Below are 23,247 nucleotides of genomic sequence, written 5' to 3'. Positions count from 1 at the left end.
CGACGCGACCTCCCGTGAGCGGGAGGGGGCCGGCGCCTCGCTGTCGTCGCTCAGTGCGCGGCGGGGACGTACGGCGCGAGCGCCGCCGCCAGTTCCTCGTGCACCCGGGCCTTGACCAGGGTGCCCTCCGGGGTGTGCTCCTCGGAGAGCATCTCGCCCTCGGCGTGGACGCGGGAGACGAGACCGCCCTGCGTGTACGGCAGGAGGACCTCGATCTCCACCTCCGGACGCGGCAGCTCGCGGTCGATCAGGGCGAGCAGCTCCTCGATGCCCTCGCCCGAGCGGGCGGAGACGGCCATCGAGTGCTTCTCGACGCGGAGCAGCCGCTGGAGGACCAGCGGGTCGGCCGCGTCGGCCTTGTTGACGATCACGATCTCCGGCACGTCCATCGCGCCGACGTCCCGGAAGACCTCGCGGACGGCGGCCAGCTGCTCCTCCGGGGCGGGGTGCGAGCCGTCCACCACGTGCAGGATGAGGTCGGCGTCGGCGACCTCCTCCATGGTGGAGCGGAAGGCCTCGACCAGGTGGTGCGGCAGGTGACGGACGAAGCCGACGGTGTCGGCCAGGGTGTAGACCCGGCCGGACGGCGTCTCGGCCCGGCGGACGGTCGGGTCGAGGGTGGCGAACAGGGCGTTCTCCACCAGGACTCCGGCGCCCGTGAGGCGGTTGAGCAGGGAGGACTTGCCGGCGTTGGTGTATCCGGCGATGGCGACCGACGGCACCTTGTGACGGCGCCGCTCCTGCCGCTTGATGTCGCGGCCGGTCTTCATCTCCGCGATCTCCCGGCGCATCTTCGCCATCTTCTCGCGGATGCGACGCCGGTCGGTCTCGATCTTGGTCTCACCGGGACCACGGGTGGCCATACCGCCACCGCCGCCGCCACCCATCTGCCGGGAGAGCGACTGACCCCAGCCGCGCAGGCGCGGCAGCATGTACTGCATCTGCGCGAGGGCGACCTGTGCCTTGCCCTCTCGGGACTTGGCGTGCTGGGCGAAGATGTCGAGGATCAGGGCGGTCCGGTCGACCACCTTGACCTTGACGACGTCTTCGAGGGCGATGAGCTGGCCGGGGCTGAGCTCACCGTCGCAGACGACGGTGTCGGCGCCGGTCTCGACGACGATGTCCCGCAGCTCCTGGGCCTTGCCGGAACCGATGAAGGTGGCCGGGTCGGGCTTGTCGCGGCGCTGGATCACGCCGTCGAGGACGAGGGCGCCCGCCGTCTCGGCGAGGGCCGCGAGCTCCGCCAGGGAGTTGTCGGCGTCCTGCACGGTCCCCGAGGTCCAGACGCCGACGAGCACGACGCGCTCCAGGCGCAGCTGCCGGTACTCGACCTCGGTGACGTCCTCGAGCTCGGTGGAGAGGCCGACGACACGGCGCAGGGCCGCACGCTCGGAGCGGTCGAACTGCTCGCCGTCCCGCTGTCCGTCGACCTCGTGGCTCCAGGCGACGTCCTCTTCCATCAGGGCATCGGCCCGAAGGCTCTCGGTGCGGCGCGACTGCGCGAAGCTCTGCTCGTCCTGGGAAGGGGAAGAAGAGGAGGTCATTGGATCCTTACGTCGGTTGAAACGATGGTGTCGGTACAACGTGCGACGGCTCCGGAAGATTCCCCCCGGGGGCCTCCGGCGGCCGCGTCGCCGACCTGAAAATGGTGACACGGCCGCCCCGCGCCCGTCACGCGGGTTTCCTCAGTGGGCGGCGTCCTCCGCGGGGAGGCTGCGCCAGTCCGGGTGGCCCGGCATCGGCGGGGTCTTCTCCCCGTACAGCCACGCGGCGAAGAAGGCGTCGAGGTCCTGCCCGGAGACCTGCTCCGCGAGGACCGTGAAGTCGGCGGTGGTGGCGGTGCCGTCCCGGTGGTCGGCGACCCAGCGCCGCTGCAGCCGGTCGAAGGCGTCGGTGCCGACGGTCTCCCGCAGGGCGTAGAGGACGAGCGCGCTGCCGTCGTAGACGACGGGCCGGAACAGGCTGATCTTCTGCCCGGGCGTGGGCGGGCGGGGCGCCGCGGGGGGCCCGCCGCCGGCGCGCCAGCCGTCGGAGGCGGCGTACGCGGCCTTCATCCGCTGCTCCAGGGACCTGCCGGCCGTCTCGTCGGCGTACAGCGCCTCGTACCAGCTGGCGTGTCCCTCGTTGAGCCACAGGTCGGACCAGGTGCGCGGGGAGACGCTGTCGCCGAACCACTGGTGGGCCAGCTCGTGGACCATGACCGCGTCCACGTACCACTCGGGGAAGCGGGGGTCGGTGAAGAGGCGCCGTTCGAAGAGGGAGAGGGTCTGGGTCTCCAGCTCGAAGCCGGTGGTGGCGTCGGCGATCAGCACGCCGTACGTCTCGAAGGGGTACGGGCCGACCTTGCCCTCCATCCACTCCAGGTGGCCGGGGGTCCGGCGCAGCCAGGGCTCCATGGCCTCCCGGTCCTGGGCGCGGACCACGTCCCGGACCGGGAGGCCGCGCGGGCCGGTGCGGTGGAGGACGGCGGAGCGGCCGATGGAGACCTGGGCGAGTTCGGTGGCCATGGGGTGGTGGACGCGGTAGGTCCAGGTGGTGGTGGCGCCGTGTTCCGTGCGGCCGGCGGGCAGTCCGTTGGCGACGGCCGTCAGCTCGCTCGGGGCGGTGATCCGGAAGGTGAAGGCGGCCTTGTCGGAGGGGTGGTCGTTGGAGGGGAAGACGCGGTGGGCGGCGTCGGCCTGGTTGGCCATGGCGAGCCCGTCGGAGGTGCGCACCCAGCCCCCGTCGGAGGCGGGCCCGCCGGGGTCGCTGGTGTGGCGGACGGTCACGGTGACGGCCTCGCCGGCGTCGATCGGTACGGCGGGGGTCACGACCAGGTCCTCGCCGCTGGTCGCGAATCCGGCCGGCACGCCGTCGACGGCGACGCCGGAGACCGTGCCGTGCGTGAAGTCGAGGTGGAGCCGGTCGAGGTCGGCGGTGGCAAGGGCGTCGACCCGGGTGACGGCGGCGAGCGGCTCGGTGTTCACGCCGGAGTAGGTGAGGTCGATGTCGTACGCGAGGACGTCGTACCCCGGGTTCCCGAGGTACGGGAAGAGCGGGTCGCCGATGCCGAGCGGGGCGGGTGCGGGCACGGTCGCGGCGACCAGTCCGGCGCCGGCGGCGACGAGCCCGGCGGCCCGCAGCCAGGGCCTACGGCGCGGTCGCCGGGGGGTGCCGGGGGCGGGCGGGGCGCCGGTGGCGGGGGCGTCGGTGGTGGGGGCAGGCGGGCGGGGCGGGGAAGTGTGCGCCATGGGCCAGGGCTACCAGTGCCCCGCCCCGCTCCCCGAGGCGACGCGCGCACCCGCCACCCGAAGGTGTCACCCGGGGCCGGGAGGTCAGAGCCGGTGGGTCCGGTCCACGTCGTACACGCCGGGTACCTCGCGCATGGCGCGCATGAGGGCGGGGAGTCCGGCGGCGTCGGCCAGCTGCAGGGTGTACGTGTGGCGGACCCGCTGCTCGCTCGGCGGCTCGACGGTGGCGGAGACCACCTCCGCGCCGGCGGTGGCGATGACCTCGGTGAGATCGGCGAGCAGACCGGGGCGGCCGAACGATTCGGCTACCAGCGTGACCCGGCAGTGTGCGGCGTCGCCCCACCGGACGGGGACGGCGGCGCGGCCCAGGCGGCGCATGACGTCCACGGCCGGACAGCCCGTGCGGTGGGCGGTGACGGCGCCGCCCCGGACCCGGAAGCCGGTGATGGCGTCGGGGGGCACGGGGGTGCAGCAGCCGGCCGGGCGGACCGGGGCGGCGGGTGCGCCGTCGAGGTCGGCGTGGAGCTCGGCGCCCGAGCTGCGGTCGGCGAGGACGCTGAGCGGCGGGCGGGGGGCCGCGGCGGGCGGGGCGGCGGCTTCCGGGTGCGCCTGGAGCCAGGCGGTGATCGCGATCCGCGCGGCCGGGGTGCGGGCGTGGTCCAGCCACTCCGGGGAAGGTCCGGAACCGGCGTCCTGGGCGAGGAGCAGCTGCACGGTGTCGCCGTCGGAGAGGACGGTGCCCAGGGGTGCGAGGCGGCCGTTGAGGCGGGCGCCGAGGCAGGCGTGGGCGGCCTCTCCGTGCTGGGCGTAGGCGGCGTCGACGCAGCTGGAGCCGGCGGGCAGGCCCAGCGTCCCGCCGTCGGCGCGGAAGACGGTGATCTCGTGGTCCTCGGCGAGGTCGGCGCGGAGCGAGCTCCAGAAGGTGTCGGGGTCGGGCGCGGACTCCTGCCAGTCGAGGAGGCGGGCGAGCCAGCCGGGGCGGGTGGGGTCGGTGCGCTCGCCATCCTCGGCGTTCTCGGCCGGGTCGGCGGTGTCCGGGGGCGTCGCGAGGGGGCTGCCGAGCGCCACGACGCCCGCCTCGGCGACCTTGTGCATGCGGTGGGTGCGGATCAGGACCTCCGCGACGGCCCCGTCGGGGGCGGCGATCGCGGTGTGCAGGGACTGGTAGAGGTTGAACTTGGGGGCCGCGATGAAGTCCTTGAACTCCGAGATCAGCGGGGTGAAGCAGGTGTGCAGCTCACCGAGGACGGCATAGCAGTCGGCGTCCTCGGCGACGAGGACGAGGAGCCGCCCGAAGTCGCAGCCGCGCAGCTCGCCGCGCTTGAGCCGGACGCGGTGGACGGAGACGAAGTGACGGGGCCGGACGAGGACTTCGGCGGCGATGTCCGCCTCGCGCAGGACGGCTCCGACCCGTTCGGCGACGGCGGCGAGCGCGTCCGGCGAGCCGGAGCCGGTGGCGTCGGCGATGAGCGCCCGGGTGGCCTCGTACTCCTCCGGGTGGAGGATGGCGAAGACCAGGTCCTCCAGTTCGGTCTTGAGGGCCTGCACGCCGAGCCGTTCGGCGAGCGGGATGAGGACGTCACGGGTGACCTTGGCGATGCGGGCCTGTTTCTCGGGCCGCATCACGCCGAGGGTGCGCATGTTGTGCAGCCGGTCGGCGAGTTTGATGGACATGACGCGGACGTCGTCGCCGGTGGCGACCAGCATCTTGCGGAAGGTCTCGGGCTCGGCCGCGGCGCCGTAGTCGATCTTCTCCACCTTGGTGACGCCGTCGACGAGGTACGCGACCTCGTCGCCGAACTCCCGGCGGACCTGATCGAGCGTCACCTCGGTGTCCTCGACGGTGTCGTGGAGGAGGGAGGCGGTCAGGGTGGTGGTCTCGGCGCCCAGCTCGGCGAGGATGAGGGTGACGGCGAGCGGATGGGTGATGTACGGCTCGCCGCTCTTGCGGAACTGGCCGCGGTGCGAGGACTCGGCGAGCACGTACGCCCGGCGCAGCACCGTCAGGTCGGCCTCGGGGTGGTGGGCCCGGTGCGCCTCGGCGACGTGGCTGATGGCGTCCGGCAGCCGGTCGCGCGGGGCGGGGCCCGCGGTGGCGCCGAGCAGGGCCGCACGACCGATCCTGCGCAGGTCGAGCCGGGCGCGTGCGCGCCTGCGGACGCGCGGGTCGGTGGCGGCGGTCTCGGCCGCGCTCACGGGGTTCGTGGCCTCTGCGCTCATGGGGCACCTCCGGCGGCGTCGACCGGCGGTGGACGGGCGAGGGGAGCCCGGGGGGCCGGTGCTTGATGCTACCGACCCCACCACGTGGCGCAGTCCCGCTCTCGCCCAGCGTGAAACGGATCACCCATTCGAGCGACACGAGAGTCGTTGACAGTTTCGATTGGACCGCCGGAACGGGCCGTCGGGACCGGCCGTCGGAGCGGACCGGGACGGGCTCAGCCGGCGGTGAGCCAGGAGGGCTCCAGGGTGCCCTCGGCGACGATGACGGCCGGTCCGGTCATCTCGATGCCGCCGTCGGGGTGCTCGGTGATGACCAGGGTGCCGCCGAGGACGTCCACGGTGTACGTGACGGGGGCGCCGGTCAGGGCCGGGTCCGTCCCGTCGCGGCGGGCGGTGGCGACGGCCACGGCGCAGGCGCCGGTGCCGCAGGAGCGGGTCTCGGCGGCGCCGCGCTCGTGCACCCGCATGGCGACGTGGCGGGGGCCCCGGTCCGCCACGAACTCGATGTTGACCCCGTCCGGGTAGACCGACGCGGGCTCGTACGGCGGCTCGTCGTACAGGGTGCCCGCGTGGGCGAGGTCCTCGACGAAGGCGACCGCGTGCGGATTGCCCATGTTCACGTTCCGCGCGGGCCAGCTGCGGCCGTCGACGGCGACCGTGACGCCCTCCTCGGGGAGGACGGCGCGGCCCATGGAGACGGTGACGGAGCCGTCCTTGTCGAGGTGGACGCGCTTGACGCCGCCCCGGGTGGCGACGGCGACCTCGCCGGCGGTGACGTGGCCGGCGTGCTCCAGATAGCGGGCGAAGACCCGGACGCCGTTGCCGCACATCTCGGCGACCGTGCCGTCCGCGTTGCGGTAGTCCATGAACCACTCGGCCTCGTCGGCCAGGGCGCGGGCCTCGGGGTGGGCGGCGCTGCGGACGACGTGCAGCACGCCGTCGCCGCCGATTCCGGCGCGGCGGTCGCAGAGCCGGGCGACGAGCGCGGGGGGCAGGTCGATCTCGTTCTCCGCGTCGGGGACGATCACGAAGTCGTTCTCGGTGCCGTGGCCCTTGAGATAGCGGAGCGGGGTGGTCTGCGTGCTGGTCACGGGATCAACTGTACGGTGCCGCCCGGACACCCGTTCCGGTTGTCCACAGGGCGGCCGGCGGCGGGCCTAGCGCAGGCGGGCGACGCGCCAGACGGCGAGGGCGACGAGGGCCGCGATGGTCGTCACGTACAGGGCGAGGACCCGCCAGTCCGGACGCTCGCCGGAGCCGCGCTGCGGCAGCCCCGGCCAGGTGTAGCCGACCCGGCGGGCGGCCATGACGCCCCAGCCGGCGGCGCAGAAGCTGATGAGCAGTCCCAGCATGGCGACGACCGCGCCGGCGTCACCGGAGCCGAAGGCGAGCGGGAAGGCGAACATCAGCGAGCCGACGGCGGCGAGCCCCACGATCGGGGCGAGCTGCCAGAACCTCAGCAGCCGCCGCGGCCGCAGCTCGACCTCGACCTCGTCGGCGATCTCGACCGCGGAGCCCTCGGCGTCGTCGGGACCGTCGGGGGTCAGCCCCGGGGCACCCCCGGGGACCGACTCGTGCTGTTCTCTGTCGCGAGGGCCGGCCTCCATCGCCACGCGCCCTCCCCACTCGGACTCCACCTTGGTCGATCGATGCTCGATGATGGCACGCTCTCGACCGCGGAAATGACGGGCAGGGCGTCCCGATGCCATCACGTGATCAGGCTGTAACCGCTCGTTCGACCAACGACAGCGCCTCTCGCGGGAGTTCCCGGCGGTGATCGGCGGCCCCGCTGAGCCAGTGGACCCGCGGGTCGCGGCGGAACCACGAGTCCTGCCGGCGGGCGAAGCGCTTGGTGGCGCGCACGGTCTCGGCGCGCGCCTCGTCCTCGGTGCACTCCCCCGCGAGGGCCGCGAGCACCTGCTGGTAGCCGAGCGCGCGGGAGGCCGTGCGCCCCTCGCGCAGGCCGAGCGCCTCCAGGGCGCGGACCTCGTCGACGAGCCCGGCCTCCCACATGCGGTCCACCCGGGTGGCGATCCGCTCGTCGAGCTCGGGGCGGGCCACGTCGACGCCGATCTGGACGGTGTCGTAGACGGACTCGTGGCCGGGGAGATTGGCCGTGAAGGGCTTGCCGGTGATCTCGATGACCTCCAGGGCGCGGACGATCCGGCGGCCGTTGCCGGGCAGGATCGCCCGGGCCGCCTCGGGGTCGGCGGCGGCCAGGCGGGCGTGCAGGACGCCGGAGCCGCGCTCCTCCAGCTCCGCCTCCAGGCGGGCCCGGACGGCGGGGTCGGTGCCGGGGAACTCCAGGGCGTCCACGGCGCCGCGCACGTACAGGCCCGAGCCGCCGACGAGCACGGGGGTGCGGCCCTCGGCGAGCAGCCGGTCGATCTCGGCGCGGGCGAGGCGCTGGTACTCGGCGACGCTGGCGGCCTCGGTGACGTCCCAGATGTCGAGGAGGTGGTGCGGGACGCCGCCGCGCTCCTCCCTCGTCAGTTTGGCGGTGCCGATGTCCATCCCGCGATAGAGCTGCATCGAGTCGGCGTTGACGACCTCGCCGCCGAGCTGCTGGGCCAGGAACACACCCAGATCGGACTTTCCGGCTGCCGTGGGGCCGACGACGGCGATGACCCGCGGTGCGGGAGCTGCGCTTCTCACCGTCCCAGTCTCGCAAACCTCCGGGAGCGTCCCCGAACGAGCGACGTGACACGGGGGTGGGGGCTTCGTTGCCCGTGCGTGGTTCCGGCCGCGGTTCCGGCTGTGTCGTCGGCCGTGTTCTCGGCCGTTCCCGGCCGTGGTTCCCGCGCGCGGTACCCCCGACGAGTAGGCTGAGGAGTGGATATGGGTGTTTTCTCAAGGTTTCGCCGGAAGAAGCAGTCGACGGAGGAGCCGGGTGAGCCGGCCTTGGCGGCGGAGCTCACCGACTCCGGATCCGACTCCGGATCCGGATCCGAGGCGGGCGGGACGGTGACGCGGGTGGCCGTCCCGGGAGTGACCACACCGGAGGAGGCCTCCAAGGCGACGGAGGCCGCCGCGGAGGTCGTGGAGATCCCCCGGCAGCAGTCGGCCGACACCGCCGCGGACGCCGGTACGGACGTCGGCCCGGGCACCGTTCCGGACGCCGTTCCGGACGCGGACAGCGAGACCGGGAAAGCCGCCCGCACATAGGCACGACACGGATACGGAGAGGTGCCCCATGGGCTTCCTGGATTCACTGAAGGCCAAGCTGGGCCCGGCCAAGGGCAAGGTCTCGGACCTCGCCCAGCAGCACGGGGACAAGATCGACCAGGGCCTGGACAAGGCCGCGAAGATGGTCGACGAGAAGACCAAGGGCAAGTACAGCGACAAGATCCAGTCCGGCACGGGCAAGGCCAAGGACGCCATCGACCGGATGGGGCACAAGGACGGCGGCACCGGCGGCACGGACGGCACCCCGGGCACCCCGGGCACGCCCGGCACCGACGGCACGCCCCCGCCGCCGGCCGCCTAGGCACCCGACCGTACGACGGACGCGGCCCGCGGAGCAGCAGTACGTGCTCCGCGAGCCGCGTCCGTCGTGGGTGGCGGTCCCCCGCTCAGGACCAGACGGCGACCAGGTACTCGACGCCGTACGGCGCGTCCTCGTGGAGCAGGCGGCCGGCCAGGCCCGCGCCCTCGGCGGCGCCCGCGAGGACCTGCCAGGGGGCGCGCCCGGCGGCCTTCAGCTCCCGGGCGAGGCCGGCGTCGAGCGCGAGGACCCCGGGCACGTCGGCGGAGCCCAGGACACGGGCGGCCTCGGCGTCGAAGCCTGCGGCGCGCTCGTCGAAGTAGCCGGGGGCCTTCACGGTGCGGCAGGCGCTGCCGTCACCGAGGACGAGCAGGGCGACCCGCTCGGCCGAGGCGGCGAGCCGCCGTCCGGTCTCCGCGCACTCCTCCGCGGTGGCCCGCTCGTCGACTCCGAGCCCCTCCACGGCCGCGCCGGACGCACCGGTACGGGAGAGGAGCCAGGCGCCCACGGCGAGCGGGGCCGGCAGCGGGCGGTCGCCCCCGGGGCCCTCGCCGAGGCGCACGGCGAGGTCGACGCCGAATCCGGCGAAGGAGCCGGCGGAACCGGCCGGGAAGGCGCCCAGGGCGTCCTCGGGCGCCGCACCGACGACGTACAGCCGGTCGGGGCGGGCGGCGGCCAGCACCCCGAGGGCGTCCGCGCAGTGGGCCCGCGCGGTGTCCAGCTCGGGGGCGGCGCCGCTCGCGACCTCGGGCACGAGCAGCGGCGGGCAGGGGCACACGGAGGCGGCGACAAGCATGATCCGCAGCCTACTGCCCCGCCCTCGCCTCCCGCGGTGTCAGTGGCCGACGCCGCAGGCCGGGGCGTCGGCCACCGGGAGCGGGTCCGGGACGCCGATCTTCGGCAGGCCGAGCAGGACGCCGGCCGGCTTGGCGGCGGCCGCGGCGGTGCGCTTCTCCCAGGCGTCGCCCGCGCGGGTGCGGCGGACGGCCGTGGTGGGGCCCTCGGCGAGGAGGTGGTGCGGGGCGGCGTAGGTGATCTCGACGGTCACCACGTCGCCGGGGCGGACGTCCTCGTCGGGCTTGGTGAAGTGGACCAGCCGGTTGTCGGGGGCGCGGCCGGAGAGGCGGTGGGTGGCGCCGTCCTTGCGGCCCTCGCCCTCGGCGACCATGACGTCGAGGGTGCGGCCGACCTGCTTCTTGTTCTCGTCCCAGGAGATCTCCTCCTGGAGGGCGACCAGGCGCTCGTAGCGGGCCTGCACGACCTCCTTGGGGATCTGCCCCTCCATCTCGGCGGCCGGGGTCCCGGGGCGCTTGGAGTACTGGAAGGTGAAGGCGTTGGCGAAGCGGGCCTCGCGGACCACGTGCATGGTCTGCTCGAAGTCCTCCTCGGTCTCGCCGGGGAAGCCGACGATGATGTCGGTGGAGATGGCGGCGTGCGGGATCGCGGCGCGGACCTTCTCGATGATGCCGAGGAAGCGCTCCTGGCGGTACGAGCGGCGCATGGCCTTGAGCACGGTGTCGGAGCCGGACTGGAGCGGCATGTGCAGCTGCGGCATCACGTTGGGCGTCTCGGCCATGGCGGCGATGACGTCGTCGGTGAAGTCGCGCGGGTGCGGGGAGGTGAAGCGGACCCGCTCCAGGCCCTCGACGGCGCCGCAGGCACGCAGCAGCTTGCTGAAGGCCTCGCGGTCGCCGAGGTCGGAGCCGTACGCGTTCACGTTCTGGCCGAGCAGGGTGATCTCGGAGACGCCCTCGGCGACGAGCGCCTCGATCTCGGCGAGGATGTCGCCGGGGCGGCGGTCCTCCTCCTTGCCGCGCAGGGCGGGGACGATGCAGAAGGTGCACGTGTTGTTGCAGCCGACCGAGATCGAGACCCAGGCCGCGTACGCCGACTCGCGGCGGGTCGGCAGGGTGGAGGGGAAGGCCTCCAGGGACTCGGCGATCTCGACCTGGGCCTCCTGCTGCACGCGGGCGCGCTCCAGGAGGACCGGCAGCTTGCCGATGTTGTGGGTGCCGAAGACCACGTCGACCCACGGGGCCCGCTTGACGATGGTGTCGCGGTCCTTCTGCGCCAGGCAGCCGCCGACGGCGATCTGCATGCCGGGGCGCGCGGTCTTCATCGGGGCCAGGTGGCCGAGGTTGCCGTACAGCTTGTTGTCGGCGTTCTCGCGGACCGCGCAGGTGTTGAAGACGACGACGTCGGCGCCGTCGGCTTCCTTGGGGGCGCGGACGTAGCCCGCCTCCTCCAGCAGACCGGAGAGCCGTTCGGAGTCGTGGACGTTCATCTGACACCCGTAGGTGCGAATGTCGTAGGTCTTCGGTCCTTCGATGCCCACTGTGAGACTCCGGTCGCTGCTGCTGGTCATGTTTTCAAGGGTATGGAGTCTTCAAGAGTAGGCGGTCCGCCGCGGGGTCCGGGCCGGATGCCGGAGCCCGGGCCGGTGTCCGGATGTGACAGGGAATCGTCATTGCCGTCACGGCCCGGGGCGGGCGAAGGTGGGGTCATGTCCGAGACCACCTCCGCCACGGCCCCCGGAACGGCCGGCGCCACGGCCACCGGGACGGCCGGCGCCACGGCCCCCGGGACGGCCGACGCCACGGCCACCGGGGCGCGTCCCGCGCACCGGGTCGTCGTCGCGGTCTTCCCCGACGTGGACCTCCTCGACGTCACCGGGCCCGCCGAGGTCTTCGCGCTGGCCAACCGGGAGTCGGGCGGCGAGCGCTACCGGGTGCGGCTGGCCGCGCCCGGCGGTGCCGGGGAGGTGCGGACCTCGGCGGGGGTGCGGCTGCTCGCGGACCTCGGTTTCGACGAGGTCGGCGCGGACGTCGACACCCTGCTGGTGCCGGGGGCGGTGGACCCGGGCGAGAACGGCGGGGTCGTCGCCCGGCTGGACCCGGAGGTCGTGCGCTGGGTGCGGGAGACCGCGCCGCACGCCCGGCGGGTGGCCTCGGTCTGCGTCGGCGCGCACGTGCTCGCCGCGGCCGGCCTGCTCGACGGGAAGTCCGCGACGACCCACTGGTCGACGGCCGCGCAGCTGGCGGCCGACCACCCGGAGGTCACCGTCGACCCCGATCCGATCTTCGTACGGACGGACCGGGGGCGGCTGTGGACCGGGGCCGGGATCAGCGCCTGCCTCGACCTGTCCCTCGCCCTGGTGGCGGAGGACCTGGGCGAGGAGACCGCGCTCGCGGTGGCCCGGCAGCTCGTCATGTACCTGAAGCGGCAGGGCGGCCAGAGCCAGTTCTCGGTGCCGCTGAGCCGTCCGGCGGCCGGCCGGCGGGACATCGACGAGCTGCGGCTCTGGATCGCGGACCACCTCGACGAGGACCTGTCCGCGGAGCGGCTCGCCGGCCGGATGTGCCTGAGCGAGCGGCACTTCGCCCGGGTCTTCGCGCAGGAGACGGGGTCGAGCCCCGCCGCCTACGTGGAGGCGGCCCGGATCGAGGTGGCCCGGCGCCACCTGGAGACCTCGGACGCGCCGCTCGCCGAGGTGGCGGCGCGGGCTGGGCTCGGTTCGGTGGAGACCCTGCACCGGGCCTTCCGCCGGCAGCTCGCGACGACGCCGGCGGCGTACCGGAGGCGGTTCCGCACGGGCGCCGGCTGACGGCGTCTTCCGCCCCGCCCCGCCCCACCCCTCTCCTTCCACTTCCACTTCCATCGTGGGCCGCTTCAGCACGCCCACATCGCATCGATTTTCCCCGTACGCCCAGAAAGGTCCACGAAATGAGCAGCACTCCGTCCACTCCCCTCCGTTCCCTCTCCGGTCTGAGCGACGAGCCGGCCCGGCTCTCCGAGGCGGCGCTCGTCCTCATCGACGTCCAGAACACCTACCGCTCCGGCGTCATGGCTCTCGAAGGCGCCGAGGAGGCCGTCGCCGAGGCGGCGCGGCTCCTGGCCCGGGCCCGGGCGGCCGGCACCCCGGTCGTCCACATCCAGCACGACAGCGGCGAGGGGTCCCCGTACGACCTCACGGCGCCGGTCGGCGCGATCTGCGACGAGGTGGCCCCGGTCGAGGGCGAGCCGGTCGTGGTGAAGAACTTCCCGAACGCCTTCCACGCCACCGACCTGGAGAAGGTCCTGACGGACCTCGGCTTCGCGGCGGGCGACGGGAAGGAGCTGGTGCTCGCCGGCTTCATGACGCACATGTGTGTCAACTACACCGCCCAGGCCGCCTTCAACCTCGGCTACCGGCCGACCGTCGTCGCCGAGGCGACCGCGACCCGCGCCCTCGCCGCCCCGGACGGGACGGTCGTGCCCGCGGCCGAGCTGAAGCGGGCCGCGCTGACCGGGCTGACGGACGTCTTCGCGGTCGTGGTGCCGACGGCGGCGGACCTGCGGGCCTGAGCCGGACGCCCCTGCGGTTTTCCGCAGGGGCGCTGGGCGGGAACGCGCATACCGGCTCCGAGCTGGGCTTTCTAGCGTGGGAAGGGTCCCCGGCGGATCGGCCGGGGGACCTTCCGGGGAGTCCTCCCCGGGGGACCCGCGGGGGAGGATCCCCGAACCATGGAGGACTCATGACACCGCTCATGACACCGCGCACGACACAGCTCACGACACAGTTCACGACCGTTCTCGCCCAGGAACCCGCCGGCGGCCCGGCCGGCGGCATCGCCGGCTGGGCCGCCGGTCTCGTCGAGACCCTCGGCGGGCCGGGCGCCGGGGTCGCCATCGCGCTGGAGAACCTCTTCCCGCCGCTGCCGAGCGAGGTGATCCTCCCGCTGACGGGATTCGCCGCCGGGCAGGGCGTGCTGAGCCTCGCCTCCGCACTGTTCTGGACGACGCTGGGCTCGGTGGTGGGCGCGCTCGCCCTCTACGGGATCGGCGCGCTGTTCGGCCGGGAGCGGATGCACGCGTTGTGGGCGCGGCTGCCGCTGGTGAAGGTCTCGGACCTGGAGCGGACCGAGGAGTGGTTCCGGCGGCACGGCACGAAGGCCGTCCTCCTCGGCCGGATGGTGCCGATCTTCCGCAGCCTGATCTCGGTGCCGGCCGGGGTGGAGCGGATGCCGGTCCCCCTCTTCCTCCTGCTGACCACCGTCGGCAGCCTTGCCTGGAACAGCGTCCTGGTCCTCGCCGGGTACGCCCTGGGCGACCGCTGGGAGCTGGTCGAGGCGTACGTGGGCGTGGCCTCCAAGGCCGTCCTCGTCCTGGTCCTCGCCGCCGCCGCGACCTGGCTCGTCGTCCGGGTCCGGGGACGGGGCACGGAGCCCCGGCACCGCCGCGCCTAGGCTGGGCGCGTGGACGTGGACGTCGAGGTGGAGGCGGAACGGGGCGGTGGCGGGGGGCGGTTCGGGGCGCGGTGGGCCGTGGGGGTGGCGGCCGGGTGTCTGACGGCGCCACTCGGGCTGCTGTACTTCCTGGTCGGCGGGGTCGTGCTCGGCGCCCTCCTGCCGTGGCCGCGGACGCGGGCGTACGCCCTGGGGGTGCTCGATTCCGGGGCCGGGCGGCTCGTGGGGTTCGAGCGGAGGCGGCGGGAGCGCTTCTTCGGCGACCGGTTCCCGGAGGCGTACGAGGGTGAGGGCGGCGCCCTGCGGTATCTGGCCGTCCGGTCCGCGACGGGGCTCGTGTGCGCGGTGGTGCTCGCCCTGCTCGGGTTCGGCGTGGTGCTGGCGGTACTGCTGGCCGGCGGTGTGGCGCGCGGGACGATCGGGGCGGCGGAGCTGCTGACGCAGCTGGTCCTCGGGGGCGTCCTGCTGTTCCTGGGCCTCCAGGGGCTGTTCGCGCTCGACGCGCTCGACGCCCGGCTGGCCCGGGAGTGCTTCGGGCCCTCGGAGCGCGAGCTGCTGCGCCGCCGGATCGAGGAGCTGTCGCTGAGCCGGGCCGCCGTCGTGGGGGCCGTGGACGCGGAGCGGCGGCGGATCGAGCGGGACCTCCACGACGGGGTCCAGCAGCGGCTGGTGGCGCTCGCCATGCTGATCGGGCGGGCCCGCAGGAGCGGCGGGCGGGACCCCGAGCGGGCGGCCGGGCTGCTCGGCCAGGCGCACCGGGAGGCCCAGGAGGTGCTGGCCGAACTCCGTGAGGTGGCCTGGCGGGTGTACCCGTCGGCGTTGGACAGCCTCGGCCTGGAGGAGGCGCTCGGCGGCGTCGCGCAGCGGTGCGCGCTGCCGCTGCGGATCGCGTACGACGTGGCGGGCCCGCTCCCCCGCCCGGTGGAGACGGCGGCGTACTTCGTCGTCTCCGAGGCCGTCACCAACGCGGCCAAGCACTCGGCCGCCTCTGCCGTCTCGGTGCGGGTCGCGGGGATGCCCGGCGGCCCGCTGACGGTGCGGGTCGAGGACGACGGCCGGGGCGGCGCGGATCCGGCGGGCGGCGGCCTGACCGGGCTGCGCGGGCGGGTCGCCGCGCTCGACGGCGTCCTGCGGATCGACAGCCCCCTGGGGGGACCCACCACCATCGTCGCGGAGCTGCCGTGCGTGTGATCCTGGCCGAGGACTCGACCCTGTTGCGGGAGGGCCTCGCCCGCCTGCTCGCGGAGGAGGGGCACGAGGTCGTCGGGGCGTTCGGCGACGCGGTGACGCTGGTCGCCGAGACGGAGGTGCTCCGGCCCGACGTGGTCGTCGTGGACATCCGGATGCCCCCGACCCACACCGACGAGGGGCTGCGGGCGGCCGTCGCCATCCGCGAGCGGCTGCCGGGGACGGGCGTCCTGGTCCTCTCCCAGCACGTCGAGCGCAGCTACGCGGCCCGGCTGCTCGCCGCCGGCGCGGAGCGGGTCGGCTATCTGCTGAAGGACCGGGTCGCCCAGGTCGAGGAGTTCCTCGACGCACTGGAGCGGGTCCACGCGGGCGGAGCGGCGATCGACCCGGAGGTCGTACGGCAGCTGGTGGTCCGCAGCGCGCACGCCGATCCGCTGGCCCGGCTCACCCCGCGCGAGCGCGAGGTGCTGCAGGTGCTCGCGGAGGGGTACACGAACACGGCGATCGCGCGGCGGCTGCACCTGTCGCTGAGCGCGGTGGAGAAACACCTCAACGCGGTCTTCGACAAGCTGGAACTGCGCGGGACGGAGGGCCACAGCCCTCGGATCCTGGCGGTCCTGCGCTATCTGGAGGCGTGAGCGGTCGGGGAGGCGGAGTGCCGGCCGGGCCCGGAGTGCCGGCCCGGCCGGAGCGCCTGCCAGGCCGGAGCGCCTGCCAGGCCGGAGCGCTGGCCGGGCCGGAGCGCTGGCCCGGCAGGGCTCGCGATCAGGCAGCGCGCCTGGTCAGGCCGGGCCCCGACGGTCAGGCGAGGCCCGCGACGGTCAGGCGAGGCCCCCAGCGGCCGCGCGGCCGTCGGCCGGGCTCCCGGTCAGGAGGGCGTGGAGGCGCAGCAGGGTCCGGTCGTCGCCGAAGCCGCCCGCCTTGATGACCACGGGGACGCGGGGCACTCCGGCCGGCCCGGCCAGGGTGCCGCGGGCGATGCCGGGCTCGGGTTCGTCGTGGAGGTCGATGCCGTGGGCGCCGAGCGCGCGCAGCACCGCCTCGGCGGTCTCCCCGCCGGTGAGCACGAGCCCGTCGAAGGGCGCGCGGGCGGCGAGCGCCGCCACGGAGGCGGCGAGCTCCCGGGTCAACTCCGCCGGATCCGCACGTCGTTCGTGCGGCGTATGGATGATCCGTACGAGGGCACCGGCGGCCGTCCTCAGCGGCTCGGCGGCGACGGCCGCCACCGCGCCGGGTTCGCCGGCCAGCAGCGCGAGCTGCCTGCGGGTGGCGGGGTTGGCGCTGCCGACGGCGACCAACGGGCTGGCGGCGAGCGGGAGTTCCGCCGCGTCCATGCCGCCTCCGGGCAGCGCGTGGTGACGGGCGAGGGCGGCGGCGAGCCCCGGGGAGCCGACCCACAGCACGGACCGGTGGTCGGGGACGGCCGCGACGATCCGGTCGAGGTCGACGTCGGTCGCGGCGGAGCAGACGAACAGCCCGCCGGAGGAGACGAGTTCGGCGAGGGGCTCCGGCCGGGCGGCGTCGACCCGGACGGCGTCCGGGAGGAGCCGGGCGAGGTCGGCCGTGCGGACGGGATGGGCGGGGTCGCGGGCGAACTCGCTCTCGTCCACCCGGACTTCGCGGACGTACTGGACGCCGTCACGGGTGGTCCGCCCCTCGGCGGGGAACGCGGGCGCCACGATGACGGCGCGCCGCCCCGAGCCCTCCCGCGCGGCGCGGATCTCGGCGGCCACGTGGCCCCGGAGGGTCGAGTCGACGGTCTTGAGCAGCAGCCCCGCCCCGGACAGGGCGCGGGCCGCCTCACGGGTGCGGGCCTCGGCCCCCGCCTCGTCGAGGAGCCGGCTGCCGAGGTCGACGGCGAGCACACCGCCCTCCTGCCCGTGCCCGGCGAGCGGGCTGCCGGAGAGGAGGACCCGGGCGGAGTGGCCGCCCCGGCGGAACGGCGCCGCCCCGTCCCCCGCGCTGGTCAGGTCGTCGGCGAGGACGGCGACGCGGGGCGGGGTGACGGGCGGGGCGGAGTGCATCGACGGCTCCCTCGGGTCGTACGGGCTCGGGCGGGGCACGTACCTCCGGGCCCCGGGGACGCGCACCGCCCTACCCTCGCCCGCGCGTCCCGCTCAGTCCAGCGGAAACCGGACGACGGCGGGAAGGGCGAGAACGGGCATTGGGATCATGAGCATGCGAAAACTCCCTCGGGACATCGGGACATCGGGACAGGGGGGCGGGCGGCAGGGGGCAGGGGTGAGCCGAGCGCCCGGCGAAGGGGGCCAGGGGCGGGCAGAGGGGACTGCCCTCAAGATCACCGGGCGCCTCCCGACGCTAACCGCACGGACCTCGGCACCACGACAGGACACACGGCGGGAGCGCGCCACCGGGAACCGCTCACCGCTTCGGCGCAGCGCGCACGGACGACGCAGCGCACACGGACGACGCAGCGCGTACGGCCGGCGCAGCGCGTACGGCCGGCGCAGCGCACACGGACGACGCAACGCACACGGACGACGCAACGCGTACGGCCGGCGCAGCACGTACGGCCGGCGCAACGGACATCACAGACGCTCGTACTCCTCCGTCCTGGCCAGGGGCCTCGGCCACCTGGCAGGATCGATGGCATGCTCGCCTCCCTCACCCGTGCCGCCCGCCGCCGCGTCCTCGCGCTCGCGGCCGCGCTGGCCGTGGTCTGCGGGGTGCTGCTGTGGTGGGTGGCGCCGTTCGGCGCCTCGACGCCCAGCGGGTCGATCACCTTCAGCACCGGGGTCCCCACCGGCGTGTACCAGCGGTACGGCGCACTGCTCAAGCAGGCCATGGCGACGGACCTCCCCGAGGTCTCGGTCACGCTCACGGACAGCGAGGGCTCGCAGCAGAACCTGGCGCGGGTCGCCTCCGGGGAGGCCGACTTCACGGTCGCGACGGCCGACGCCGTGGCGCAGTACATCCGCGACCGCCGGCCCGGCTTCGAGCGGCTGCGCGGCTGCGCCCGGCTCTACGACGACTACGTACAGCTCGTCGTGCGCCAGGGCTCGACCGTCCAGAGCGTCTCCGACCTGCGCGGACGGCGCGTCGGCGTCGGGCAGGACGGCTCCGGCGTGCGGCTGATAGCGGACCGGGTCCTCGCGGCTGCCGGGCTCACCACGTCACGGGACGTGACCGCGGTGCCGGTCGGGATCAACTCGATGCCTGAGATGCTGGAGAAGGGCAGGCTCGACGCCTTCTTCTGGTCCGGCGGGCTGCCGACCCACGCCGTGCAGTCGCTGTCGGAGCGGACCTCGATCCGGCTGATCCCGATGGACGCGCCGCTGGTCGAGGCGCTGCGGGACGTCGGGGATTCGACCCGGCACTACCGCTCGGCGGTCATCCCGGCCGACGCGTACGCGGCCGCGCAGAACGGGCAGCCGGTGGAGACGCTGGCCGTGGCGAACCTGATGGTGACGACGGTGGAGGCCGATCCGGACCTGGTGGAGGGGGTCACCCGGTCGGTGATCGACAGCCGGGACGCCATCGGCGGCCAGGTGCACCCGGCCCAGCTGGTGGACCTGCGGACGGCCGTCTACACCGAGCCCCTCCCCCTCCACGACGGCGCCCGCCGCTACTACCGCTCGGTCAAGCCCTGAGCCGTACGGGCCCCGCCCCGGCCGATCGGCATCCGACCGCCCCCGCCCCACCGCCCTCGGCGGCGGGCGGCGCATCACCCGCGGGCGGGGCATCACCCCCAAACCGCACCTCACCCCCGGGCCGCACCTCACCCCCGGGCCGCACCTCACCCGACAGGCGGGCGCCTCACCCGACAGGCGGGCGCCTCACCGCTCCGTCGGCTCGTGCCGCGGCACCGTGACCGTCACCCTCAGGCCGTGCGGCTCGTTCGGGGCGAAGGCGATGCCGCCGCCGGTGGCGGTCAGCAGGACGCGGGCGATGGACAGGCCGAGGCCCGAGCCCTTGACGTTCTGATGGCGTCCGGAGCGCCAGAAGCGGTCGCCGACGCGGGTCAGCTCCTCCTCGGTGAGGCCGGGTCCCAGGTCGGTGACGACGACCTCCACCTCGTCCTTGCCGGGCAGCACCCGCACCGTGACCCGCTCGCCCTCGGGCGTGAACTTCAGCGCGTTGTCGACGACCGCGTCGAGCGCGCTGGACAGGGCCACCGGGTCCGCCCAGCCGGTCGCCGCCCCGCACTCCCCCACCAGGACGACGCCCTTGTCGTCGGCGACCGGCCGCCAGGAGGCGATCCGCTCGGCGGTGAGCGCGCCGACGTCGGTGAGCCGCAGGTCGGCGGCGGCGTGCTCGGCGAGGGCCAGGTCGAGGAGGTCGTCGAGGACCTGTGCGAGCCGCTTGCCCTCGGTGCGCACGGAGGCGATCTCCTCGTTTCCCTCGGGGAGTTCGAGGGCGAGCAGCTCGATGCGGAGCAGCAGCGCGGCGAGCGGGTTGCGCAGCTGGTGGGAGGCGTCGGCGACGAACGCCCGCTGCTGTTCGAGGGATTCCTCGACGTGGTCGGCCATCTCGTTGAACGAGCGGGCCAGGCGGCGCAGTTCGGGCGGGCCGCCGGCCTCGGCGACCCGGGAGTTCATCCGGCCGGTGGCGATGTCGTGGGTGACGCCGTCGAGCACCCGCACCGGGCGCAGCACCCAGCCGGTGAGGCGTACGGCGGCGCCGACGGCGAGCAGCATCGCGGCGGCCTCGCCGGCGAAGATCACCAGCCAGCCGCGCAGGATGCGGGCGCGGAGCTCGCCGGTGGGCGAGTCGGTGACGACGACGGCGACGACGTCCCCGTCGCGGACGACGGGCGAGGCGATGGTGAGGCGGGCGTGCGGCTGCCAGGGCCAGACCTGCGGCGGGTCGTGGCTGCGGCGGCCGAGCAGGGCCTCGTTGAAGGCGCGGCGGCCCTCGCCCTCGTACGGTACGACCCAGTCCTCGGGGGCGGCGGCCATGGCACGGTTGTCGCGGTAGAAGATGCCGGCCCGGATGCCGTACACGTCGTGGTAGCTGGCGAGCTCGCCGCTGAGGGTCGTGCGGCGCTCGTCACTGACGGTGCTGGGGTCGCGGACGAACTGCCCGAGGGCGGCGAAGCGGGCGGCGTCGTCGAGGCGGTCGACGACGACCCGCTGCTGCTGGGCGGCGGCGAGGCTGGCGGCGAGCGGGAAGCCGAGGGCGAGCAGGACCCCCGCCATCAGGACGATGAGCAGGGGGAGGAGTCGGGTGCGCACGGGCGGGGCGGCCGGGGGTTACGCGGCCGGGGCGACCAGGCGGTAGCCGACGCCCCGCACGGTCTCGATCAGGGCCGGCATCCGCAGCTTGGAGCGGAGCGAGGCGACGTGCACCTCCAGGGTGCGGCCGGTCCCCTCCCAACTGGTCTGCCAGACCTCGGAGATGATCTGTTCGCGGCGGAAGACGACGCCGGGCCGCTGGGCGAGGAGGGCGAGCAGGTCGAATTCCTTGCGGGTGAGGGCGACGGGCTCGCCGTCGACGCTGACGCGCCGGGTGGGCAGCTCGACGGCGACGGACCCGAGGCGCAGCACGGTCGCCTCGCCGGCGGAGCCCGTACCGCCGCCGGTGTCGTCGGAGGCGCCTGGCCCGGTGGTGCGCCGGGAGACGGCGTGGATGCGGGCGAGCAGTTCGCCGGTGTCGTAGGGCTTGACGACGTAGTCGTCGGCGCCGAGATTCAGACCGTGGATCCGGGAGCGCACGTCGGCACGGGCGGTCACCATGATCACCGGGGTGGTGGTGAGCTTCCGGATGCGCGCGCAGACCTGGTAGCCGTCCTGGTCCGGGAGGCCGAGGTCGAGCAGGATCACGCCGTACGAGGGGCGCTCGCCCTGTGCGGTGGGGAGGACGGCCTGGAGGGCCTCCTCGCCGTTGCGGGCGTGGGTGACGGCGAAGCCGTGCTTGGCGAGGATCGCGGAGAGGGCCGCGGCGACGTGGTCGTCGTCCTCGACGAGCAGCAGTCGCATGGTCTTCTCCTCTCGTTCGCCGGGGTGTGCCACGTTTCGGGACGTGAACGCCCCATGAACGCCGATCACCGACGTCACAGTCAAGTGTCCCCCGGCGGAGCCCGCGCTTCCGTTATCCACCCGGTACGGCCTCCTGGACCGTCTTCACCCAGAGTGTCCGGCTGTCGCCCTATCGTTATCCTCAATTTCCGCTCAGATGTGATGACGGTCCTCCGGACGGGTCTCTAGTGTCCTCCCAACCGAGGAGGACGGAGCAAGAGGCCGATGAGCGGAGTGGCAGTGTCCAAGGACCACAAGGAAGCCCCCGGGGCCCCGGAGGACCTGGTCGTCCTGTCCGGAGTGAACAAGCACTTCGGCGCGCTGCACGTGCTGCAGGACATCGACCTCACGATCGGCCGCGGTGAAGTCGTCGTCGTCATCGGGCCGTCGGGTTCGGGCAAGTCGACGCTGTGCCGGACGATCAACCGCCTGGAGACCATCGACGCGGGCACGATCACGATCGACGGCAAGCCGCTGCCCGCGGAGGGCAGGGAGCTGGCCCGGCTGCGGTCGGACGTCGGCATGGTCTTCCAGTCCTTCAATCTCTTCGCGCACAAGACGGTGCTGGAGAACGTGATGCTGGGCCAGATCAAGGTCCGCGGCACCGCGAAGGCCGAGGCGGAGACCAAGGCCCGCGCCCTGCTGGAGCGGGTGGGAGTGGCCGCGCAGGCCGAGAAGTACCCTGCGCAGCTCTCCGGCGGCCAGCAGCAGCGCGTGGCGATCGCCCGCGCGCTCGCCATGGGACCGAAGGTGATGCTCTTCGACGAGCCCACCTCGGCCCTGGACCCGGAGATGATCAACGAGGTCCTGGAGGTCATGCAGCAGCTGGCCCGGGAGGGCATGACGATGGTGGTCGTGACGCACGAGATGGGCTTCGCCCGCTCCGCGGCCGACCGGGTCGTCTTCATGGCCGACGGCAGGATCGTCGAACAGGCCACCCCCGAGGAGTTCTTCAGCAACCCGCGCAGCGACCGGGCGAAGGACTTCCTTTCCAAAATCCTGCACCACTGAGCGAGTCGACGACCTAGTCTTCGCAACTCACCGCTACCCAAGGGACGTTCACCCATGAAGCTTCGCACCGTCTCCGCGTCCGCCGCGGCCGCCGTCGTCCTCGCCCTGACCGCCACCGCCTGCGGCACCGGCTCGGACTCGGGCAGCAACGGCGACAAGATCACCATCGGCATCAAGTTCGACCAGCCGGGTCTCGGCCTGAAGACCCCGGACGGCTCGTACGCCGGCTTCGACGTCGACGTCGCCCGTTACGTCGCCAAGGAGCTCGGCTACGACGAGGGCAAGATCAACTGGAAGCAGGCGCCCTCCGCCGAGCGCGAGAACCTCATCAAGAACGGCGACGTGAAGTTCGTCGTCGCGAGCTACTCGATCAACGAGAAGCGTCTGAAGGAGGTCGACTTCGCCGGCCCGTACTTCCTGACCCACCAGGACCTGCTGGTCCGCGCCGACGACTCCTCGATCACCAAGGTCGAGGACCTCAACTCCAAGAAGCTCTGCTCGGTCACCGGCTCGACCTCCGCGCAGAACGTCAAGGAGAAGCTGGCCCCGAAGGCCGACCTCCAGCAGCTCGGCGGCTACTCCGAGTGCCTGACCGGCCTGGAGAACAAGGCCGTCGACGCCCTCACCACGGACGCCTCCATCCTCGCGGGCTACGCCTCGCAGAAGGAGCACCAGGGCAAGTTCAAGCTCGCGGGCCTCTCCATGAGCGACGAGAACTACGGCATCGGCATCAAGAAGGGCGACTCCGAGCTCAAGGGCAAGATCAACAAGGCCCTGGAGAAGATGGTGTCCGACGGCACCTGGGACAAGCTCGTGAAGGAGCACTTCGGCCCGTCCGGCTACAAGAACGAGCCCGCCCCGAAGATCGCGGGCTGACCTCGCGCACTGCCGTGACGGCCGCCCGCCCGGGC

21 protein-coding genes are annotated in these 23,247 nt (G+C 73.9%); 10 read left to right on the top strand and 11 right to left on the bottom strand.

The annotated features are described in order from the left end of the window. Window positions 1-50: 50 nt before the first annotated feature. The 6 genes from hflX to miaA form a co-directional block, all read right to left on the bottom strand. Window positions 51-1,544, bottom strand: coding sequence for a GTPase HflX (gene hflX / locus AB0E19_RS33275; protein ID WP_360608361.1), 1,494 nt, complete (start codon window positions 1,542-1,544; stop codon window positions 51-53). Window positions 1,545-1,685: 141 nt separating this feature from the next. Continuing rightward, the gene (locus AB0E19_RS33270) at window positions 1,686-3,230 is read right to left on the bottom strand and encodes a M1 family metallopeptidase (RefSeq protein WP_362186970.1); all 1,545 of its coding nucleotides are present in this window, start codon (window positions 3,228-3,230) and stop codon (window positions 1,686-1,688) included. 84 nt (window positions 3,231-3,314) lie between these two features. Then, window positions 3,315-5,450: an HD domain-containing protein gene (locus tag AB0E19_RS33265; protein ID WP_362186968.1), complete on the bottom strand. Its 2,136-nt coding sequence runs from the start codon at window positions 5,448-5,450 to the stop codon at window positions 3,315-3,317. 215 nt (window positions 5,451-5,665) lie between these two features. Continuing rightward, complete coding sequence (gene dapF, locus AB0E19_RS33260; protein ID WP_362186965.1) at window positions 5,666-6,541, bottom strand: diaminopimelate epimerase; 876 nt, start codon at window positions 6,539-6,541, stop codon at window positions 5,666-5,668. 66 nt (window positions 6,542-6,607) lie between these two features. Further along, window positions 6,608-7,057, bottom strand: a complete 450-nt coding sequence (locus AB0E19_RS33255) for a hypothetical protein (protein WP_360608572.1) — start codon at window positions 7,055-7,057, stop codon at window positions 6,608-6,610. Window positions 7,058-7,166: 109 nt separating this feature from the next. Continuing rightward, the gene (gene miaA, locus AB0E19_RS33250; RefSeq protein ID WP_362186960.1) at window positions 7,167-8,105 is read right to left on the bottom strand and encodes a tRNA (adenosine(37)-N6)-dimethylallyltransferase MiaA; all 939 of its coding nucleotides are present in this window, start codon (window positions 8,103-8,105) and stop codon (window positions 7,167-7,169) included. A gap of 183 nt (window positions 8,106-8,288) precedes the next feature. Here miaA and AB0E19_RS33245 point away from each other — a divergent pair, with 183 nt between their 5' ends. Further along, window positions 8,289-8,615 (top strand): hypothetical protein, encoded by a 327-nt coding sequence (locus AB0E19_RS33245; RefSeq protein ID WP_362186957.1) that lies wholly within the window; start codon window positions 8,289-8,291, stop codon window positions 8,613-8,615. 28 nt (window positions 8,616-8,643) lie between these two features. Further along, entirely contained in the window at window positions 8,644-8,937 is a 294-nt protein-coding gene (locus AB0E19_RS33240; RefSeq protein ID WP_362186954.1) for an antitoxin, read from the top strand. 85 nt (window positions 8,938-9,022) lie between these two features. On the opposite strand, the gene AB0E19_RS33235 is transcribed toward AB0E19_RS33240, so the two are convergent. Both AB0E19_RS33235 and miaB read right to left on the bottom strand, forming a co-directional pair. After that, window positions 9,023-9,730, bottom strand: coding sequence for a class III extradiol dioxygenase subunit B-like domain-containing protein (locus AB0E19_RS33235; RefSeq protein ID WP_362186951.1), 708 nt, complete (start codon window positions 9,728-9,730; stop codon window positions 9,023-9,025). A gap of 39 nt (window positions 9,731-9,769) precedes the next feature. Beyond that, entirely contained in the window at window positions 9,770-11,299 is a 1,530-nt protein-coding gene (gene miaB / locus AB0E19_RS33230) for a tRNA (N6-isopentenyl adenosine(37)-C2)-methylthiotransferase MiaB (protein ID WP_362186948.1), read from the bottom strand. A 138-nt stretch (window positions 11,300-11,437) separates the two neighbouring features. Here miaB and AB0E19_RS33225 point away from each other — a divergent pair, with 138 nt between their 5' ends. From AB0E19_RS33225 to AB0E19_RS33205, 5 genes are all read left to right on the top strand, one after another. Further along, entirely contained in the window at window positions 11,438-12,538 is a 1,101-nt protein-coding gene (locus tag AB0E19_RS33225; RefSeq protein ID WP_362186945.1) for a GlxA family transcriptional regulator, read from the top strand. 119 nt (window positions 12,539-12,657) lie between these two features. Beyond that, window positions 12,658-13,278 (top strand): cysteine hydrolase family protein, encoded by a 621-nt coding sequence (locus tag AB0E19_RS33220; protein ID WP_360608341.1) that lies wholly within the window; start codon window positions 12,658-12,660, stop codon window positions 13,276-13,278. A 170-nt stretch (window positions 13,279-13,448) separates the two neighbouring features. Continuing rightward, entirely contained in the window at window positions 13,449-14,159 is a 711-nt protein-coding gene (locus tag AB0E19_RS33215) for a DedA family protein (RefSeq protein ID WP_362186940.1), read from the top strand. A 78-nt stretch (window positions 14,160-14,237) separates the two neighbouring features. Next, window positions 14,238-15,350, top strand: coding sequence for a histidine kinase (locus AB0E19_RS33210; protein ID WP_362186980.1), 1,113 nt, complete (start codon window positions 14,238-14,240; stop codon window positions 15,348-15,350). Further along, window positions 15,341-15,985, top strand: a complete 645-nt coding sequence (locus tag AB0E19_RS33205) for a response regulator transcription factor (protein ID WP_362186937.1) — start codon at window positions 15,341-15,343, stop codon at window positions 15,983-15,985. The genes AB0E19_RS33210 and AB0E19_RS33205 overlap by 10 nt, the downstream gene beginning before the upstream one ends. 183 nt (window positions 15,986-16,168) lie before the next feature. Here AB0E19_RS33205 and AB0E19_RS33200 read toward each other — a convergent pair whose 3' ends face one another. After that, window positions 16,169-17,371, bottom strand: a complete 1,203-nt coding sequence (locus AB0E19_RS33200) for a four-carbon acid sugar kinase family protein (protein WP_362186934.1) — start codon at window positions 17,369-17,371, stop codon at window positions 16,169-16,171. A gap of 588 nt (window positions 17,372-17,959) precedes the next feature. Here AB0E19_RS33200 and AB0E19_RS33195 point away from each other — a divergent pair. Further along, on the top strand, window positions 17,960-18,958 hold the full coding sequence (locus AB0E19_RS33195; protein WP_362186931.1) for a TAXI family TRAP transporter solute-binding subunit: 999 nt from the start codon (window positions 17,960-17,962) through the stop codon (window positions 18,956-18,958). Between the two features lie 186 nt (window positions 18,959-19,144). Here AB0E19_RS33195 and AB0E19_RS33190 read toward each other — a convergent pair whose 3' ends face one another. Together AB0E19_RS33190 and AB0E19_RS33185 are read right to left on the bottom strand one after the other, a co-directional pair. Continuing rightward, window positions 19,145-20,542, bottom strand: a complete 1,398-nt coding sequence (locus AB0E19_RS33190; RefSeq protein WP_362186928.1) for a HAMP domain-containing sensor histidine kinase — start codon at window positions 20,540-20,542, stop codon at window positions 19,145-19,147. Window positions 20,543-20,560: 18 nt separating this feature from the next. Continuing rightward, window positions 20,561-21,286 carry a response regulator transcription factor gene (locus tag AB0E19_RS33185; RefSeq protein WP_362186925.1) on the bottom strand — a complete coding sequence of 242 codons (726 nt, stop codon included), beginning with the start codon at window positions 21,284-21,286 and terminating at the stop codon, window positions 20,561-20,563. Between the two features lie 321 nt (window positions 21,287-21,607). On the opposite strand from AB0E19_RS33185, the gene AB0E19_RS33180 reads away from it, so the two are divergent. Both AB0E19_RS33180 and AB0E19_RS33175 read left to right on the top strand, forming a co-directional pair. After that, complete coding sequence (locus tag AB0E19_RS33180; RefSeq protein ID WP_206325684.1) at window positions 21,608-22,336, top strand: amino acid ABC transporter ATP-binding protein; 729 nt, start codon at window positions 21,608-21,610, stop codon at window positions 22,334-22,336. 54 nt (window positions 22,337-22,390) lie between these two features. After that, window positions 22,391-23,212, top strand: coding sequence for a glutamate ABC transporter substrate-binding protein (locus AB0E19_RS33175; RefSeq protein WP_362186922.1), 822 nt, complete (start codon window positions 22,391-22,393; stop codon window positions 23,210-23,212). Window positions 23,213-23,247: the final 35 nt, after the last annotated feature.

The sequence above is a fragment of the Streptomyces sp. NPDC047974 genome, assembly GCF_040653375.1.
Taxonomy (GTDB): domain Bacteria; phylum Actinomycetota; class Actinomycetes; order Streptomycetales; family Streptomycetaceae; genus Streptomyces.
Note: the sequence above shows the minus strand (reverse complement) of the source record. Positions and strands in the feature narration are given on the sequence as shown.

Coding starts and splice junctions, on each gene's coding strand:
- hflX (WP_360608361.1), bottom strand. CDS start 1,544: ATGACCTCCTCTTCTTCCCCTTCCCAGGACGAGCAGAGCTTCGCGCAG.
- AB0E19_RS33270 (WP_362186970.1), bottom strand. CDS start 3,230: ATGGCGCACACTTCCCCGCCCCGCCCGCCTGCCCCCACCACCGACGCC.
- AB0E19_RS33265 (WP_362186968.1), bottom strand. CDS start 5,450: ATGAGCGCAGAGGCCACGAACCCCGTGAGCGCGGCCGAGACCGCCGCC.
- AB0E19_RS33255 (WP_360608572.1), bottom strand. CDS start 7,057: ATGGAGGCCGGCCCTCGCGACAGAGAACAGCACGAGTCGGTCCCCGGG.
- AB0E19_RS33245 (WP_362186957.1), top strand. CDS start 8,289: ATGGGTGTTTTCTCAAGGTTTCGCCGGAAGAAGCAGTCGACGGAGGAG.
- AB0E19_RS33240 (WP_362186954.1), top strand. CDS start 8,644: ATGGGCTTCCTGGATTCACTGAAGGCCAAGCTGGGCCCGGCCAAGGGC.
- AB0E19_RS33235 (WP_362186951.1), bottom strand. CDS start 9,730: ATGCTTGTCGCCGCCTCCGTGTGCCCCTGCCCGCCGCTGCTCGTGCCC.
- miaB (WP_362186948.1), bottom strand. CDS start 11,299: ATGACCAGCAGCAGCGACCGGAGTCTCACAGTGGGCATCGAAGGACCG.
- AB0E19_RS33225 (WP_362186945.1), top strand. CDS start 11,438: ATGTCCGAGACCACCTCCGCCACGGCCCCCGGAACGGCCGGCGCCACG.
- AB0E19_RS33220 (WP_360608341.1), top strand. CDS start 12,658: ATGAGCAGCACTCCGTCCACTCCCCTCCGTTCCCTCTCCGGTCTGAGC.
- AB0E19_RS33215 (WP_362186940.1), top strand. CDS start 13,449: ATGACACCGCTCATGACACCGCGCACGACACAGCTCACGACACAGTTC.
- AB0E19_RS33200 (WP_362186934.1), bottom strand. CDS start 17,371: ATGCACTCCGCCCCGCCCGTCACCCCGCCCCGCGTCGCCGTCCTCGCC.
- AB0E19_RS33195 (WP_362186931.1), top strand. CDS start 17,960: ATGCTCGCCTCCCTCACCCGTGCCGCCCGCCGCCGCGTCCTCGCGCTC.
- AB0E19_RS33185 (WP_362186925.1), bottom strand. CDS start 21,286: ATGCGACTGCTGCTCGTCGAGGACGACGACCACGTCGCCGCGGCCCTC.
- AB0E19_RS33175 (WP_362186922.1), top strand. CDS start 22,391: ATGAAGCTTCGCACCGTCTCCGCGTCCGCCGCGGCCGCCGTCGTCCTC.